At 58.4% G+C, this 15,021-nt stretch carries 14 protein-coding genes and 1 tRNA gene; 10 read left to right on the forward strand and 5 right to left on the reverse strand.

Annotated elements, in window-relative coordinates; all coding sequences use genetic code 11:
• Positions 1-150: 150 nt before the first annotated feature.
• The 4 genes from ACZ5SR_RS05145 to ACZ5SR_RS05160 are packed head-to-tail and all read left to right on the forward strand — an operon-like array spanning position 151 to position 3,683.
• On the forward strand, positions 151-1,080 hold the full coding sequence (locus ACZ5SR_RS05145; protein WP_464450496.1) for a branched-chain amino acid ABC transporter permease: 930 nt from the start codon (positions 151-153) through the stop codon (positions 1,078-1,080).
• Positions 1,081-1,091: 11 nt separating this feature from the next.
• The gene (locus tag ACZ5SR_RS05150) at positions 1,092-2,168 is read left to right on the forward strand and encodes a branched-chain amino acid ABC transporter permease (RefSeq protein WP_464450497.1); all 1,077 of its coding nucleotides are present in this window, start codon (positions 1,092-1,094) and stop codon (positions 2,166-2,168) included.
• An 11-nt stretch (positions 2,169-2,179) separates the two neighbouring features.
• Positions 2,180-2,965 carry an ABC transporter ATP-binding protein gene (locus ACZ5SR_RS05155; protein WP_464450498.1) on the forward strand — a complete coding sequence of 262 codons (786 nt, stop codon included), beginning with the start codon at positions 2,180-2,182 and terminating at the stop codon, positions 2,963-2,965.
• A gap of 1 nt (position 2,966) precedes the next feature.
• On the forward strand, positions 2,967-3,683 hold the full coding sequence (locus ACZ5SR_RS05160) for an ABC transporter ATP-binding protein (protein ID WP_464450499.1): 717 nt from the start codon (positions 2,967-2,969) through the stop codon (positions 3,681-3,683).
• A 64-nt stretch (positions 3,684-3,747) separates the two neighbouring features.
• On the opposite strand, the gene ACZ5SR_RS05165 is transcribed toward ACZ5SR_RS05160, so the two are convergent.
• Both ACZ5SR_RS05165 and ACZ5SR_RS05170 read right to left on the reverse strand, forming a co-directional pair.
• On the reverse strand, positions 3,748-4,713 hold the full coding sequence (locus ACZ5SR_RS05165; protein WP_464450500.1) for a Bug family tripartite tricarboxylate transporter substrate binding protein: 966 nt from the start codon (positions 4,711-4,713) through the stop codon (positions 3,748-3,750).
• 23 nt (positions 4,714-4,736) lie between these two features.
• Complete coding sequence (locus ACZ5SR_RS05170; RefSeq protein ID WP_464450501.1) at positions 4,737-5,777, reverse strand: CDP-6-deoxy-delta-3,4-glucoseen reductase; 1,041 nt, start codon at positions 5,775-5,777, stop codon at positions 4,737-4,739.
• 47 nt (positions 5,778-5,824) lie between these two features.
• On the opposite strand from ACZ5SR_RS05170, the gene ACZ5SR_RS05175 reads away from it, so the two are divergent.
• The 3 genes from ACZ5SR_RS05175 (at position 5,825) to ACZ5SR_RS05185 (ending at position 8,589) form a co-directional block, all read left to right on the forward strand.
• Positions 5,825-6,784, forward strand: a complete 960-nt coding sequence (locus ACZ5SR_RS05175; RefSeq protein ID WP_464450502.1) for an SDR family oxidoreductase — start codon at positions 5,825-5,827, stop codon at positions 6,782-6,784.
• Positions 6,784-7,185 (forward strand): RNA-binding S4 domain-containing protein, encoded by a 402-nt coding sequence (locus tag ACZ5SR_RS05180; RefSeq protein ID WP_464451019.1) that lies wholly within the window; start codon positions 6,784-6,786, stop codon positions 7,183-7,185. Before ACZ5SR_RS05175 ends, ACZ5SR_RS05180 begins: the two co-directional genes overlap by 1 nt.
• Positions 7,186-7,425: 240 nt before the next feature.
• The gene (locus ACZ5SR_RS05185; protein ID WP_464450503.1) at positions 7,426-8,589 is read left to right on the forward strand and encodes a serine hydrolase domain-containing protein; all 1,164 of its coding nucleotides are present in this window, start codon (positions 7,426-7,428) and stop codon (positions 8,587-8,589) included.
• Positions 8,590-8,885: 296 nt separating this feature from the next.
• Here the strand turns inward: ACZ5SR_RS05185 and ACZ5SR_RS05190 are convergent.
• Positions 8,886-8,970, reverse strand: a tRNA-Leu gene (locus tag ACZ5SR_RS05190).
• Positions 8,971-9,008: 38 nt separating this feature from the next.
• On the opposite strand from ACZ5SR_RS05190, the gene cysM reads away from it, so the two are divergent.
• From cysM to ACZ5SR_RS05205, 3 genes are read left to right on the forward strand one after another with little or no spacing between them, the layout of a single operon-like run.
• Positions 9,009-9,911: a cysteine synthase CysM gene (gene cysM, locus ACZ5SR_RS05195; RefSeq protein ID WP_464450504.1), complete on the forward strand. Its 903-nt coding sequence runs from the start codon at positions 9,009-9,011 to the stop codon at positions 9,909-9,911.
• 28 nt (positions 9,912-9,939) lie between these two features.
• The gene (locus tag ACZ5SR_RS05200; protein ID WP_464450505.1) at positions 9,940-10,497 is read left to right on the forward strand and encodes an NUDIX domain-containing protein; all 558 of its coding nucleotides are present in this window, start codon (positions 9,940-9,942) and stop codon (positions 10,495-10,497) included.
• Positions 10,497-10,724 carry a sulfurtransferase TusA family protein gene (locus ACZ5SR_RS05205; RefSeq protein ID WP_464450506.1) on the forward strand — a complete coding sequence of 76 codons (228 nt, stop codon included), beginning with the start codon at positions 10,497-10,499 and terminating at the stop codon, positions 10,722-10,724. The genes ACZ5SR_RS05200 and ACZ5SR_RS05205 overlap by 1 nt, the downstream gene beginning before the upstream one ends.
• Before the next feature lie 6 nt (positions 10,725-10,730).
• Here ACZ5SR_RS05205 and galU read toward each other — a convergent pair whose 3' ends face one another.
• Together galU and ACZ5SR_RS05215 are read right to left on the reverse strand one after the other, a co-directional pair.
• Positions 10,731-11,609 carry a UTP--glucose-1-phosphate uridylyltransferase GalU gene (galU, locus tag ACZ5SR_RS05210; RefSeq protein ID WP_464450507.1) on the reverse strand — a complete coding sequence of 293 codons (879 nt, stop codon included), beginning with the start codon at positions 11,607-11,609 and terminating at the stop codon, positions 10,731-10,733.
• A 26-nt stretch (positions 11,610-11,635) separates the two neighbouring features.
• Complete coding sequence (locus ACZ5SR_RS05215) at positions 11,636-14,704, reverse strand: valine--tRNA ligase (RefSeq protein ID WP_464450508.1); 3,069 nt, start codon at positions 14,702-14,704, stop codon at positions 11,636-11,638.
• Between the last annotated feature and the right edge of the window lie 317 nt (positions 14,705-15,021).

Consider the following 15,021-nt stretch of genomic DNA (forward strand, 5'->3'; position numbering starts at 1 on the left):
TCACTACAATCCCGCCACCCCGCCCGGTGTTGCATGAATCTGGCGGGGTTTTTGCTAGTTGTCAGGGCTCACCCAAAAGGTGATTCTTGATCCTAAAACAACAACCGAAGCTAAGACCCGCTAAGCGCAGGTCAAAACACGGAGAAATCAATGGACGTCTTTTTCCAGCAGGTCATCAACGGCCTGGTCATGGGCAGTATGTACGCCTTGGTGGCCTTGGGCTACACCATGGTCTACGGCATCATCAACCTCATTAACTTTGCGCACGGAGAAGTGCTGATGGTGGGCGCTTTGACGAGCTGGTCTGCCATCGGCATGATGCGTGACGCCATGCCGGGTGCACCAGGATGGGTCATCCTGATTCTGGCCACGCTGATCGCCTGTGTGGTGGCGGTGGTCTTGAATTTTTCGATCGAAAAAATCGCTTACCGGCCTTTGCGCAACAGCCCCAAACTGGCCCCCCTGATCACGGCCATTGGCATGAGCATCTTGCTGCAGACCTTGGCGATGATCATCTGGAAGCCTAACTACAAGGCCTATCCCACGCTGCTGTCCAGTACCCCCATCAACATGGGGGGCGTGGTCATTACACCCACTCAAATCATGATCTTGGGCGTCACGGCCGTGTCCCTGGCCGTCTTGATGTGGTTGGTCAATTACACACGCTTGGGCCGCGCCATGCGCGCCACGTCTGAGAATCCGCGTGTGGCGGCTTTGATGGGCGTCAAGCCCGACATGGTGATTTCGGCGACCTTTGTGATCGGCGCCATTTTGGCGGCCATTGCGGGCGTCATGTACGCATCCAACTACGGCACCGCGCAACATGCCATGGGCTTCTTGCCGGGCCTCAAAGCCTTCACTGCCGCGGTGTTTGGCGGCATTGGCAATTTGTCGGGGGCGGTCATTGGCGGCATCTTGCTGGGCCTGATCGAAGCCATTGGCTCCGGTTACATCGGTCACCTCACGGGCGGTGTGCTGGGCAGCCACTACACCGATATTTTTGCGTTCATTGTCTTGATCGTCGTGTTGACCCTGCGCCCATCGGGCCTCATGGGTGAACGCGTGGCCGATCGCGCTTGATGGAGGCGAACATGAAAAACAACAAAACACTTCAAACCATCCTGATCGGTGCAGCGCTCATCGCCTTGCCCTTGATTCTGCAAATCTTTGGCAACGCCTGGGTGCGCATCGCCGACATGGCCTTGCTCTACATCTTGTTGGCCATTGGTCTGAACATCGTGGTGGGCTATGCCGGTCTGCTGGACTTGGGTTATGTGGCCTTTTTTGCGGTGGGGGCCTACATGTACGGCCTGCTGTCATCGCCACACCTGACCAACACCTTTGCGTGGATCGCAGCGGCTTACCCCACGGGTATGCACATGCCGATCTGGCTGATCGTGCCCGTGGGCGCTGCGCTGGCGGGTATTTTTGGCATGTTGCTGGGTGCGCCTACGCTCAAGTTGCGCGGTGACTACCTGGCCATCGTGACCTTGGGTTTTGGCGAGATCATCCGCGTGTTCATGAACAACCTGGACCACCCCGTCAACATCACCAACGGACCCAAGGGTCTGGACCAGATTGACCCTATCTCGATTTTTGGTCTGAACCTGGGCAAGAAATTGATGATCGGCGATTTTGAAATTGCCTCGGTCTCGCTTTACTACTATCTGTTCCTCAGCTTGGTGCTGGTGGCCATTGTCGTTTCGCACCGCTTGGAAGTGTCCCGCATTGGACGCGCCTGGATGGCCATTCGTGAAGACGAAATCGCCGCCAAGGCCATGGGCCTGAACACCCGCAACCTCAAGCTCTTGGCTTTTGGCATGGGCGCTACTTTTGGTGGCGTCTCGGGTGCGATGTTCGCTGGTTTCCAGGGCTTTATCTCGCCCGAGTCCTTCAGTCTGATGGAGTCGGTGATGATCGTCGCCATGGTGGTGCTCGGTGGTTTGGGCTATTTGCCGGGCGTGATTTTGGGTGCGATCTTGCTGTCGGCTTTGCCCGAAGTGCTGCGTTATGTCGCTGGACCACTGCAGGAGATGACCGGTGGGCGTTTGGATGCGTCCATCATGCGTCAGTTGCTGGTGGCGCTGGCCATGATCGTCATCATGTTGATGCGTCCCCGTGGGCTGTGGCCTTCGCCTGAGCATGGCAATTCGCTCAAGACGAAATGAAGGAGCAGAACATGAATCCAACAGCCAACAAAGACACCGTTCTCAACGTCTCAGGTATTTCCAAGCGATTTGGGGGTCTGCAAGCCCTCACCGATGTGGGCATGACGATCCAACGCGGTCAGGTCTATGGCCTGATCGGCCCCAACGGCGCAGGCAAGACCACGTTTTTCAACGTCATCACGGGCTTGTACACGCCTGACAGCGGCACTTTTGAGCTGGCAGGCAAGCCCTACCAGCCCACGGCCGTGCACGAAGTGGCCAAGGCGGGCATTGCCCGCACGTTCCAGAACATCCGCTTGTTTGCGGAAATGACGGCCCTCGAAAACGTGATGGTGGGCCGCCATGTGCGCACCCATTCGGGCTTGCTGGGCGCGATTTTCCGCACACCCGGTTTCAAGGCCGAAGAGGCTGCGATTGCCCAGCGTGCGCAAGAATTGCTCGACTATGTGGGCATCGGCAAATACGCCGACTTCAAGGCCCGCACCTTGTCGTATGGTGACCAGCGTCGCCTGGAGATTGCCCGTGCTTTGGCGACCGACCCGCAACTCATTGCGCTCGACGAGCCTGCAGCCGGCATGAACGCCACCGAGAAAGTGCAACTGCGCGAGTTGATCGACCAGATCCGCAAAGACAACCGCACCATCTTGTTGATCGAGCACGATGTGAAGCTCGTCATGGGCTTGTGTGACCGCGTCACGGTGCTCGACTACGGCAAGCAGATCGCCGAAGGCACGCCTGCCGATGTTCAGAAGAATGAAAAAGTGATTGAAGCCTATCTGGGCACGGGAGGACACTGAGATGGCCGACATCCTTTTGAAAGTCAAAGACCTGCAAGTCGGCTACGGCGGCATTCAGGCCGTGAAGGGCGTGAGCCTCGAAGTCCGCGAAGGTGAGCTGGTCTCCTTGATCGGCTCCAACGGTGCGGGCAAAACCACCACCATGAAAGCCATCACCGGCACCTTGCCTTTGCAAGTCGGTGACATCGAGTACCTGGGCAAAAGCATCAAGGGCCAAGGCCCCTGGGATTTGGTCAAGCAAGGCCTGGCCATGGTGCCGGAAGGCCGTGGCGTGTTCACCCGCATGACCATCACCGAAAACCTGCAAATGGGCGCGTACATCCGCTCAGACACGGCGGGCATTGCGGACGACATCGAGAAGATGTTCACCATCTTCCCGCGTCTGCGTGAACGCAAAGACCAGCTGGCGGGCACCATGTCGGGTGGCGAGCAGCAGATGCTGGCCATGGGGCGTGCCCTGATGAGCCGTCCCAAAGTCTTGCTGCTGGACGAACCCTCCATGGGCTTGTCACCCATCATGGTCGACAAAATCTTTGAGGTGGTGCGTGATGTGTACGCCCAAGGCGTGACGGTGTTGCTGGTGGAGCAAAACGCCAGCCGTGCGCTGGCGATTGCTGACCGTGGTTATGTGATGGACTCCGGCCTCATCACCATGACCGGTGTGGGCAAAGACATGCTCGAAGACCCCAAGGTGCGCGCAGCCTATCTGGGCGAGTGAGTTTGTAAGAGCTCAGCAAAAAGCCCGGCATGCCGGGCTTTTTGCATTCCGCGTCGGATCGCTTTCAATCCACCCGAGCGCCACTGGCCTTGACCACGCTTTCATAGCGCGTCAGTTCTGTTTTCATGAAGGCCCCAAACTGCTCGGGCGTGTTGCCCACGGGTTCGGCCATCAGCTGGGCAAAGCGAGTTTTGGTTTCAGGTGCTTGCAGCGCGGCCACAAAAGCCTTGTTCAAACGGTCCACCACATCACGGGGCGTGGCCGCAGGCGCCACCAGACCCCACCAAGTGTCGATCGAAAAATCTTTCAAGGTTTCGCTCATGCTCGCAATATCGGGCAGGGCGTTGCTGCGCTGGGCGGTGGTCACGGCCAGCGCCTTGAGGCGACCCGCCTTGATGTTGGCCGCAGCGGTGGCCAAGTTGTCGAAGTTGAAGTCGACTTGCCCTGACAACAAAGCCAGTTGTGCGGGGTTGCCACCGTTGTACGGAATATGCACCGCAAAAATGCCTGCAGCCCGCTTGAACATCTCGCCCGCCAGGTGACCTGCACTGCCGTTGCCACCGGAGCCAAAGTTCAGTTTGGCGGGGTTGGCTTTGGCATACGCCACCAAATCGGCCAGGGTGTTGATCTTCAGACGCTGCGCGGTCTCGGCGTTCATCACCAGCACATTGGGCACGCGCAGCATTTGTGTGATGGGCGCAAAGTCGCGGCTGGCGTCGTAGGGCATCTTGGCAAACAACCAGGGGTTGATGGCGTGTGTGGCCGTGGCCGCGATGCCGATCGTCAGACCATCGGGCGCGGCTTTGGCCACCAAGTCAGCACCCAGGTTGCCACCCGCGCCGGGGCGGTTTTCAATGATGACGGTGCCCAAGCTGTCTTTCACGCGCTCGGCCAGAGCCCGCGCCGTGACGTCGATGGGGCCACCGGGTGCATAGGGCACGATGATGCGGATCGGCTTGCCTTGCGCCCAAGCGGGTGCTGAGAGGGCCAGGGATGCGGCGGTGAATTGACGGCGGGTGATCAAAGTCATGGAGTTCTCCGGAAATAGTCGTGTCAGGCCTTGGCCTTGTCCGCCTCAGACGTGAAAGAGTCGGCGTAGAACTCTTCTTCGGGCAAACCGCCTTGCGCCACGTAGTCGCGCTTGGCCGAATCCACCACGATGGGCGCGCCGCAGGCATAGACCTGGTGGACCGACAAATCCGGGAAGTCCTGCAACACGGCCTGGTGCACAAAGCCGGTGCGTCCTGTCCAATGGTCTTCGGCTTCGGCGTTGGAGATGACGGGCACATAGCGCAAGTTGGGCATCTCGGCCAAGCGGGCCTCCACCCAATCGGCCATGTACAGGTCAGAAGGGCGACGACCACCCCAGTACAGCGTGGCGGGGCGGGTGATGCCGCGGTGCTGCATGTGCTCGATCAGCGCCTTGATGGGGGCAAAACCGGTGCCCGAAGCCAGCAGCACGATGGGCTTGTCGCTGTCCTCGCGCAGGTAAAAGCTGCCATACGGGCCTTCGGCACGCAGGATGTCTTTTTCTTTCATGGTGGTGAACACCGGGTCGGTGAACTTGCCGCCGGGCATGTGGCGGATGTGCAGCTCCACCGTGGGCGGTGCCACCTCCAAGGTGTGCGGCGCATTGGCCATGCTGTAGCTGCGGCGCGAGCCGTCACGCAACAAAAATTCGATGTACTGACCGGCGTGGAATTTCATCACGTCGTTGGCGGGCAGTTGCAGTTTCAACACGATCACGTCGTGCGATTTTTTCTCCAGACTCACCACACGCACCGGCATCTTCTTGACGGGCAGGCCGCCTTCAGCCGTCACCTGCTTCGATTCGAGTACCACATCGCTTTGTGCGGTGGCGCAGCAGGTCAGCACCAGGCCTTGGGCTTCTTCCTCGTCGCTCAGGGCTTTGGCTTGGTGCGGGCCATGCACCACGGTGCCCGAGATCTTTTTGCATTTGCAAGAACCACAAGCGCCGTCCTTGCAGCCATAAGGCAGGCCGATCCCTTGGCGGATGCCAGCGGTCAGCAGCGTTTCGTTGGTGTCGGCGGTGAAATTGCGGCCACTGGGCTGCACAGAAATTTGAAAGCTCATCTTTTGGGTATCCTAGAGGGCGTGAATATGACCCGGAACCCCTGATTTTGCCTTCAAACCAGACCCCCTTGGGCGCGCTGCCCGCCCGATTCCGTCGCCAGCGTGTTTTGATCGTGGGCTGTGGCGATGTGGGCTTGCGCACGGCGGGCCAATTGGGTGCACCCCAAAGCCAGCGCGTGCGTTTGATGGCCCTGACTTCTTCACCCGAGCGGGTGCGTTTGCTGCGCGCTTGCGGCATCACCCCCTTGCTGGGCAATTTGGACGATGCATCCAGCCTGCAGCGTCTGGCAGGTATTGCCCATAGGGTGATCCATCTGGCCCCGCCCCCCACCGACCGCCGGGGTGAATCCGAACGCGACCCACGCAGCTTGGCCTTGGTGCGGGCCTTGCGTTTGCGCACGCCGCCCCAGGCGCTGGTCTATGGCTCTACCACGGGCGTTTATGGCGATTGTGGTGGCCAGCGGGTGAACGAAACCCGTACCGTGAACCCCCACACCCCCCGCGCCCAGCGCCGAGTGGATGCAGAACGCCTGATGCGTTTTTTGGGGCGCAGCGGCGTGCGGGTGAGCGTGTTGCGCATCCCCGGCATTTACGCCCCCGACCGCGAAGGCGGCACACCCCGCGAGCGCTTGCTCAAAGGCACGCCTGTGCTGGTGGCCAAAGAGGATGTGTACACCAACCACATCCATGCCAACGACTTGGCTCGTGCTTGCGCCGCCGCTTTGTGGCGCGGCAAGCCTCAGCGCGTGGTCAATGTCACCGACGACACCGATTTAAAAATGGGCGACTATTTTGAGCTGGCTGCCAGTCTGTATGGCTTGCCCAAACCGCCGCGCATCTCCCGCAACGACGCCAACACGGCTTTGCCCCTGATGCTGCTGAGTTTCATGAGCGAATCCCGGCGTCTGGACAACATGCGAATGAAGCAGGAGCTGCGGATCAAGTTGCGTTATCCGCATGTGCGCGATGGCTTGAGCCCGCAGGGCGCTTTGTTTGCGGCGGCATGATGATTTCATTGCGCATCGACAAATGGCTGTGGGCGGCCCGGTTCTACAAAACCCGCAGCCTGGCCAGCGATGAAATTGGCAAGAACCGTGTGCAGGTCAATGGCCAAGATGCCAAGCCGTCCAAAGAAGTCAAACCCGGCGACACGGTGTGTTTGCGCCAGGGTGCTGTGGAGCGCACCGTGGTGGTGCAGGCCTTGAGCGGCGTGCGTGGCCCGGCGCCGGTGGCGCAGCTGCTGTACACAGAAACGACCGAAAGCATCGCAGCCCGGCAAAAAGCGGCAGAGCAAAACCGCCTGGCTCGGGAGCCCGCGCTCAGCATCGAGCAAGGCCGCCCCACCAAGCGCGACCGCAGGCAAATCGAGCGCAACTGGAACGACCGCTGGAGTGCGGGGATCGATTGATCCCCAACTGTATAGGGGTAGTCAAAAAAGCTGCAAGGTCAGTGAACTAAGAATTACTGCAAGTCGGGTGATCTGGCGGTAGTTGTCAAAGCCAATTACGTCTGCAACACTTGTACTATCGTTCATGTCATTGGGCTTATTCCGATCAGACCGCAATTTGCGTCCCTGGATGGGGATGTCATATGGCTAGTAAAGGTATTTGCGATGATCCATTTTGTTTCTTATTAAAGGACATTAACTTTGCCATTTAATAAATTCCATCTCGGAAAAATTCTGACCTCATTGGCATTGGCTTTTTGTGCCACCGGATCAGTTGGTCAGGTTATCTCCCCTTACACGATTCCACAAGGCTCAGTCATGTCGCCCTATTGGGTTTATTCGGGTGCCTTCAAGGAGTACTGGAATAAATCGCTGCATCCGCCAGCAAGCAAGGTACGTGAACTCCAAAAAGCCAGCGGGCAAACCCTGCCTCCCGCACTTTTGCAGCAAGCAGATGCGGTGGCTAATATGCCCAACCGAGTCACTCTCACGCTCATCGATAAGGGTCAAGTGGTTTATCGGCATACCCAATATGGAGTCTATGACGACAGCTTTGTCATAAGCTACTCTATGGCCAAGTCTCTCACCAGTCTGATGGTTGGACACGCATTTTGCAGTAGCCACATCAAGAACCTTGATGACAAACTTGGTGACTATGTCCCCGAACTCGCCGACACTGCATATGGTCGCGCTTCCATCCGGCATGTTCTCAACATGTCCAGTGGTGCCAACTCTTCAGGGGAGAACGGCAATGTTTTTCCGGGTGTAGATGCGGCATTTAGAATCCAGCAAATAAGCTATCTTGAAACATTGCTGAAATACAAAGATGCCAAGCGGCGCTTGTTTGGTGTCTTGGCTCCGGGCGATGAGTTTGATTACAAAAATTTAGACACCGCAGCCTTGTCGATTCTTGTTGAAAAGGCCACTAAACGCCCTTTTCAGCAGTGGTACGAGGAAACGCTAGTTCCAGCCGCCGGGTTGGCGCGGACAACCGCTTGGAACTTGGATAAGGACAACCGCCCTTTAGCCCATGGGTTTTTTTATGCTTCTCCTGACGATTGGCTTCGATTAGCACTTTACAGCCTTGACATATATAAAGGCCGCGCAGGCCACTGCCTGCAGGACTACATGCAACAAGCAATTACAAAGGGGATTCGCATTTACAACCATAGCCAGTACGCCAGTTATGGACATCAATTCTGGACTGGAATGAAAGGGGCAAATAGTGAGGTTTTTTGGATGAGGGGGTATGGGGGCCAGTTTATTGGAGTCGACCCGAAAAAAGAGCGCTTGCTTGTTGCGGCATCAACCAAAGAAGAGTCATCAGTTTTAAGTTTATTTGCAAACTGGGTCAACAACGATTGAGTGAATAGTTTTGCCAGCACTTATTGCTGCCTTACTTTAAATTCAGAAGACACTTCCAATCGATTGCGTTACCTGCTCAGAGTCGATGGAGTGGGGTACGGTGGGGTTTGGTTGGGAAAGAGCATGGAAGGCAGCCCGCTCACTCATATGAAAGTGTGGGGGCATCGGTAAGGTTGACTGAAGCAGATGGACGCCATAGCCTAGGCCCAGAGCCTACATGAGCACAAAAAAAGGCCAACCCGTGAAGGTTGGCCTTGTTTCGTTTGGAAACCGCATGGTTGCTGGATTTCCAGAGATGGTGCCCGGGGCCGGACTCGAACCGGCACGCCTTGCGGCGGGGGATTTTGAGTCCCCTGAGTCTACCAATTTCACCACCCGGGCGGTATTTGTGAAGACCCGAATTATGGCACATTATTGGGATGATTTATCCAACCATTGAAGATGCGATCGGCAAAACACCTTTGGTGGCTTTGCAACGCCTGGGGGCAGCCGAGTCTGCCGCGCGTGGCAATGTGATTTTGGGCAAGCTGGAGGGCAACAACCCGGCGGGCTCCGTGAAGGACCGACCGGCTTTGTCGATGATCCGCCGGGCCGAAGAGCGCGGCGAGATCAAACCCGGGGACACCCTGATCGAGGCCACCTCGGGCAACACCGGCATTGCGCTGGCCATGGCCGCGGCCATCAAGGGTTACCGCATGATTTTGATCATGCCCGAGGACTTGTCCATTGAGCGCGCCCAGACCATGAAGGCCTTTGGTGCGGAATTGATCCTCACGCCCAAGAGCGGCGGCATGGAATACGCCCGTGACTTGGCCGACAACATGGCGGCGCAGGGCAAGGGCCGCATCCTGGACCAGTTTGCCAACGCCGACAACCCGCGCATCCATTACGAAACCACCGGCCCCGAGATCTGGGAGCAGACCGGCGGCAAGGTCACCCACTTTGTCAGCGCCATGGGCACCACGGGCACCATCACGGGTGTCTCGCGTTACCTGAAAGAAAAGAACCCGGCCATCCGCATCATTGGCGCACAGCCCAGCGAGGGCTCGCGCATTCCGGGCATCCGCAAGTGGCCACAAGAGTACTTGCCCAAAATTTACGACCCCAGCCATGTGGATGAGCTGGTGTATGTGAGTCAAAACGATGCCGAGGAAACCTGCCGCCAGATGGCACGCAGCGAAGGCATCTTTGCGGGTATCTCTGCAGCGGGTGCTTGCTGGGTGGCCCAGCAAGTGGCCAAGACCGCGCAAAACGCCACCATCGTGTTCATCGTCTGCGATCGCGGTGACCGTTATCTCTCCACTGGCGTGTTCCCGGCCTGAACGGCTGAACTTTGACAAGGCTTGAACCATGGCTGAATACCGTTTTTGTCCGATGTGCGCCAGTCCTTTGGCCTGGCTCTCGCAAATGGAAGACGGGGGCGAGACGATGCGCCTGCGTTGCACCGCCTGCGACTTCACCCACTGGAACAACCCGACGCCTGTGCTGGCGGGCATTGTGCAGGTGGGGGACCAAATTTTGCTGGCCCGCAATGCGGCCTGGCCGGGTCGGCGTTTTGCGCTGATCACCGGTTTCATGGAGGCGGGCGAAACGCCCGAAGAAGGCATCACACGCGAGATTGCCGAAGAAACCAACCTCAAGGTGTCGGCCCTCAAGTTGATTGGCGTGTACGACTTTCAGCGCATGAACCAAGTGATCATTGCTTACCACGCCGTGGCCGAAGGTGAGGTGCGCTTGTCGCCCGAGTTGGCCGAATACAAGATGTTTGATTTCAAGGATCTGATTTGCTGGCCCGCAGGCACCGGCTACGCTTTGGGCGACTGGCTGCGCACCATTGGCATCGAGCCGAAGTTCATGACATGGGAAGAGCGTGCCGCGCAAAGCCAAGAACAAAACCAGGCCACATGATGCACATCGACAAAGAAATTGACACCAGCGGCCTGAATTGCCCCTTGCCGATCTTGAAGGCCAAGAAGGCCCTGAACGAGATGAGCAGCGGTCAGGTGCTCAAAGTGACCGCCACCGACCCTGGGGCTTGGCGCGACTTTGAAGCCTTTGCGCGCCAGACGGGCAACGATTTGGTGCTGCAAGAAAAAACCGACACGGCGTTTGTGTTTGCCCTCAAACGCCGCTGAACGTGATCAGAGGCTCAGGCCTTTGAGGTATTCGCGGAACGACGCACCCACCTGCGGGTGTTGCAAAGCCAGCTCCACCGTGGCTTCCAGGAAGCCTTCTTTGCTGCCGCAGTCGTAGCGCTTGCCTTCGTACTGGAAGGCATAGACCGCTTCGCGTTGCATCAAGCGGGCTATCGCATCGGTGAGCTGGATCTCGCCACCCACGCCGGTGGGCTGGTTGCGGATCTCGTCAAAGATGCCCGGCGTCAGGATGTAGCGACCCGCCACGCCCATGCGCGATGGGGCTTTGTCGGGGCTGGGTTTTTCCACAATCTGTTCGACGCGAATCAATTGGCGGCCAGCAGGTTCACCCGCCACGATGCCGTAGCGTTTGACTTGGTCAAGTGGCACTTCTTGCACCGCCAGCACCGAGCGGCCTTGCTTGGTGTAAGCGTCAACCATTTGGGACAAGATGGATGGACCCTGGTTGACCATCAAATCGTCGGCCAGCAGCACGGCAAAAGGCTCATTGCCCACCAAAGGCTCGGCGCAGAGCACCGCGTGGCCCAAGCCGAGCATGCGGTTTTGGCGCACATAGGCACAGACCATGTCGTCCGGTTGTACCGAGCGCACCAAGGCCAACAACTCGTCTTTGTGCGCGGTTTCGAGTTCGTTTTCGAGCTCGTAAGCGGTGTCAAAGTGGTCTTCGATGGCGCGCTTGCTGCGACCCGTCACAAAGATCATGTGGCGCACACCTGCGGCATAGGCTTCTTCTACCGCGTACTGAATCAGCGGCTTGTCGACCACCGGCAGCATCTCTTTGGGCGCGGCTTTGGTGGCGGGCAAAAAGCGCGTGCCCAGGCCAGCGACGGGGAACACGGCTTTGCGGATGACGTTGTGGCTCATGGTCGATTCCTTGTCCAAGCTGGGTTTTAGCCCAAGCGTTGCAGCTGCTGGCGGATTTTGTCGAGTGTGGCACCAAAGTCAGCCACGCGTTTCTTGGTTTCGTCCAGCACGGCAGGCGGGGCTTTGGCCACAAAGGCCTCGTTGCCGAGTTTGGCGTTGGCCTTGGTGATTTCGCCTTCCAAGCGGGCGGCTTCTTTGGTCAGGCGAATTTTTTCTGCGGCCGCATCGACTTCGATGAACAGGCACAGGCGCGCTTCGCCCACCACAGCCACGGGCGCAGCTTGCGCAGCAGCTGCCCATTCGGTTTCGGTGTCAAACACTTTGACCTCGCTCAGCTTGGCCAGCGATTGCAATACGGGCGCAACGCTTTGCATGAAGGCCGTGTCGCCCAGCACATACAGGGGCATGCGGGTGGCGGGCGAGACATTCATCTCACCGCGCAGGTTGCGGCAGGCGTCCACCAGCGTTTTGAGCTTGGCCACATGGGCTTCGGCGGCTGTGTCGATGCGATCGGGTTGGCTCACGGGGTAAGCCGCGATGCTGACCGACTCACCCGGAAGGCCCGCGACCACCGACACTTTTTGCCAAAGCTCTTCGGTGATGAAAGGAATGATGGGGTGTGCCAAACGCATGATGGTCTCGAGCGTGCGGATCAGGGTGCGGCGCGTGGCGCGTTGCTGCGCCTCGTTGCCGGTGTTGATCTGCACCTTGGCAATTTCCAGGTACCAGTCGCAGAACTCGTTCCACACAAAGTCGTAGATCGTGTTGGCCACGTTGTCCAAGCGGTACTCGGCAAAACCTTTGGCCACGTCGGCTTCGACGCGCTGCAGCTGAGAGCTGATCCAGCGGTCGGCTTGGCTGAAGTTCATGTAACCGTGCGCTGGGCCACCGGGTTGGCATTCGGCTTTGGTGTGCTTTTTCAGGCCGCAGTCTTGGCCTTCGCAGTTCATCAGCACAAAGCGGGTGGCGTTCCACAGCTTGTTGCAGAAGTTGCGGTAACCCTCGCATCGCTTGGAGTCAAAGTTGATGCTGCGGCCCAAGCTGGCGAGTGCTGCGAAGGTGAAGCGCAGCGCGTCGGCACCGTAGGCCGGAATACCTTCGGGAAATTCTTTCTCGGTTTGCTTGCGCACCTTGGGGGCGGTCTCGGGCTTGCGCAGGCCTTGGGTGCGCTTGTCGAGCAATGGCTCCAGGGTGATGCCGTCGATCAGGTCCACCGGGTCGAGCACGTTGCCTTCGGACTTGCTCATCTTCTTGCCTTGGGCGTCGAGCACCAGGCCGTGGATGTAAACGTGCTTGAAGGGCACTTTGCCTGTGAAGTGGGTGGTCATCATGATCATCCGGGCGACCCAGAAGAAGATGATGTCGTAGCCTGTGACCAGGACGCTGCTGGGGAGGTAGAGGTCGTAGTCTTGGGTTCCGCTGGCGAGCGTGCCGGAACCGGTCTTGCTCCCACTCGCTTCGCTCGCAATGTCGCTGCGTCCGGTCCCGGCACGCTCGCCAGCTGCGTCGCTGCTCCAACCCAGTGTGCTGAATGGGACCAGTGCGCTGGAGTACCAAGTGTCCAGCACGTCCTCGTCACGCTTGAGTGTCTTGCCTGGGGCCTTGGCTTGCGCTTCGGCTTCGTTGCGCGCCACATAGACATTGCCGTCTTCGTCGTACCAAGCCGGAATCTGGTGGCCCCACCAGAGCTGGCGCGAGATGCACCAGTCCTGGATGTTGTTCATCCACTGGTTGTAGGTGTTGACCCAGTTCTCGGGCACAAAGCTCACTTCGCCAGATTGCACTGCGTCGATGGCTTTTTGCGCAATGCTCTTGCCCGTCGCGTCACCTTTGCCGACCTTGTTCATACGAATGAACCATTGGTCGGTCAGCATAGGCTCGATCACCTGACCGGTGCGGCTGCAACGAGGCACCATGAGTTTGTGTTTTTTAACTTCAACCAACTGGCCAGCGGTTTCTAGGTCGGCGACGATTTGCTTACGTGCTGCGAAGCGGTCGAGGCCTTGCAGATGAGCTGGAATGAAATTTCTAGCTTCATGCAAGTCATACGCACGGCTGAGTGTGCTCCTCAAACTGTCATGAATTTGCTGGAGTTGCGCATCTTTGTGAACGATCTTTGCATCAAGTGTCAGCACGCAAACCATGGGCAGTTTGTGACGAATTGCCACCGCATAGTCATTTTGGTCGTGTGCAGGTGTGACCTTGACGACACCCGTTCCGAAATCTTTGTCCACGTACTCATCCGCAATCACAGGGATGGTACGGCCGCACAGGGGTAGGTTGACCTGTTTCCCGATCAATGCGCTGTAGCGCTCGTCCTCGGGATGCACCATCACAGCCACGTCGCCCAGCAGGGTTTCGGGGCGGGTGGTGGCTACCGTGAGACTGCCGGAACCATCGGCCAAGTCGTAGCGGATGTGCCACATGGAGCCGTCTTCTTCCTCGCTCTCGACTTCCAGGTCAGACACCGCGCTCATCAGCACCGGGTCCCAGTTCACTAAGCGTTTGTCACGTTCAATCAGACCTTGCTCATACAACTGCACAAAGGTTTCGGTCACGGTCTTGGACAGCTTGGGGCCCATCGTGAAGTATTCGCGGCTCCAGTCCACGCTGTCGCCCATGCGGCGCATCTGGCTGGTGATGGTGCTGCCGGACTCTTCTTTCCACTCCCAGACCTTGCTCACAAAGTTTTTGCGCGCTTCGGCAGGTGTGGGGCCCATGTCGTGGCGGCTGATGCCTTTGGCCTGCAGCTGGCGCTCCACCACGATCTGCGTGGCAATGCCCGCGTGGTCGGTGCCTGGAATCCAGGCGGTGTTGAACCCAGACATGCGGTGGTAGCGGGTCAACGAGTCCATGATGGTCTGGTTGAAAGCGTGGCCCATGTGCAGCGTGCCCGTCACGTTGGGTGGGGGCAGTTGGATGGCGAAGGCCGGGGCGTCCGCCACAGGCGCTTGGGTGCCCCGGAAACCGGCTACGCCGTAGCCGCGTTTTTCCCATTCCGGGCCCCAGTGTGCTTCCAGCGCGGCAGGTTCGAACGATTTGGACAGGCTCTCAAGGCCAGGCTGATGGGCCGGGGTGGCGGGGGCGTTGCTCATGGGGAGGTCTTTTCAAAAAAGAAAACGGCAGCTCAGCAGATGCCGTGCGGGACCCTGTGAGGCCCCAAAACAATGATTTTACCCAGCCCTTCAGGCCTTCCCTTGGCCCTGGCGGGCGGGCTGTTCGGGTTTGTCGCCAGCTGGCCGGCTTGTCCATGAGCGGGGAGATAGGTAATTAGTTGATATTTATCAATTGGATTGTTCAATAGCATCGAGCAATCGTGGCAATTGCATCAATCTATTGGGCAGACTGATCGGTACAGGGTTAACCTAAGCCGTCTCTGGCGATTCTGCCAGGGCAATCTACTCAAAACCCA

Source organism: Limnohabitans sp. TEGF002, from assembly GCF_055395845.1.

Coding starts and splice junctions, on each gene's coding strand:
- ACZ5SR_RS05145 (WP_464450496.1), top strand. CDS start 151: ATGGACGTCTTTTTCCAGCAGGTCATCAACGGCCTGGTCATGGGCAGT.
- ACZ5SR_RS05150 (WP_464450497.1), top strand. CDS start 1,092: ATGAAAAACAACAAAACACTTCAAACCATCCTGATCGGTGCAGCGCTC.
- ACZ5SR_RS05155 (WP_464450498.1), top strand. CDS start 2,180: ATGAATCCAACAGCCAACAAAGACACCGTTCTCAACGTCTCAGGTATT.
- ACZ5SR_RS05160 (WP_464450499.1), top strand. CDS start 2,967: ATGGCCGACATCCTTTTGAAAGTCAAAGACCTGCAAGTCGGCTACGGC.
- ACZ5SR_RS05165 (WP_464450500.1), bottom strand. CDS start 4,713: ATGACTTTGATCACCCGCCGTCAATTCACCGCCGCATCCCTGGCCCTC.
- ACZ5SR_RS05170 (WP_464450501.1), bottom strand. CDS start 5,777: ATGAGCTTTCAAATTTCTGTGCAGCCCAGTGGCCGCAATTTCACCGCC.
- ACZ5SR_RS05180 (WP_464451019.1), top strand. CDS start 6,784: ATGATTTCATTGCGCATCGACAAATGGCTGTGGGCGGCCCGGTTCTAC.
- cysM (WP_464450504.1), top strand. CDS start 9,009: ATGATTTATCCAACCATTGAAGATGCGATCGGCAAAACACCTTTGGTG.
- ACZ5SR_RS05200 (WP_464450505.1), top strand. CDS start 9,940: ATGGCTGAATACCGTTTTTGTCCGATGTGCGCCAGTCCTTTGGCCTGG.
- ACZ5SR_RS05205 (WP_464450506.1), top strand. CDS start 10,497: ATGCACATCGACAAAGAAATTGACACCAGCGGCCTGAATTGCCCCTTG.
- galU (WP_464450507.1), bottom strand. CDS start 11,609: ATGAGCCACAACGTCATCCGCAAAGCCGTGTTCCCCGTCGCTGGCCTG.
- ACZ5SR_RS05215 (WP_464450508.1), bottom strand. CDS start 14,704: ATGAGCAACGCCCCCGCCACCCCGGCCCATCAGCCTGGCCTTGAGAGC.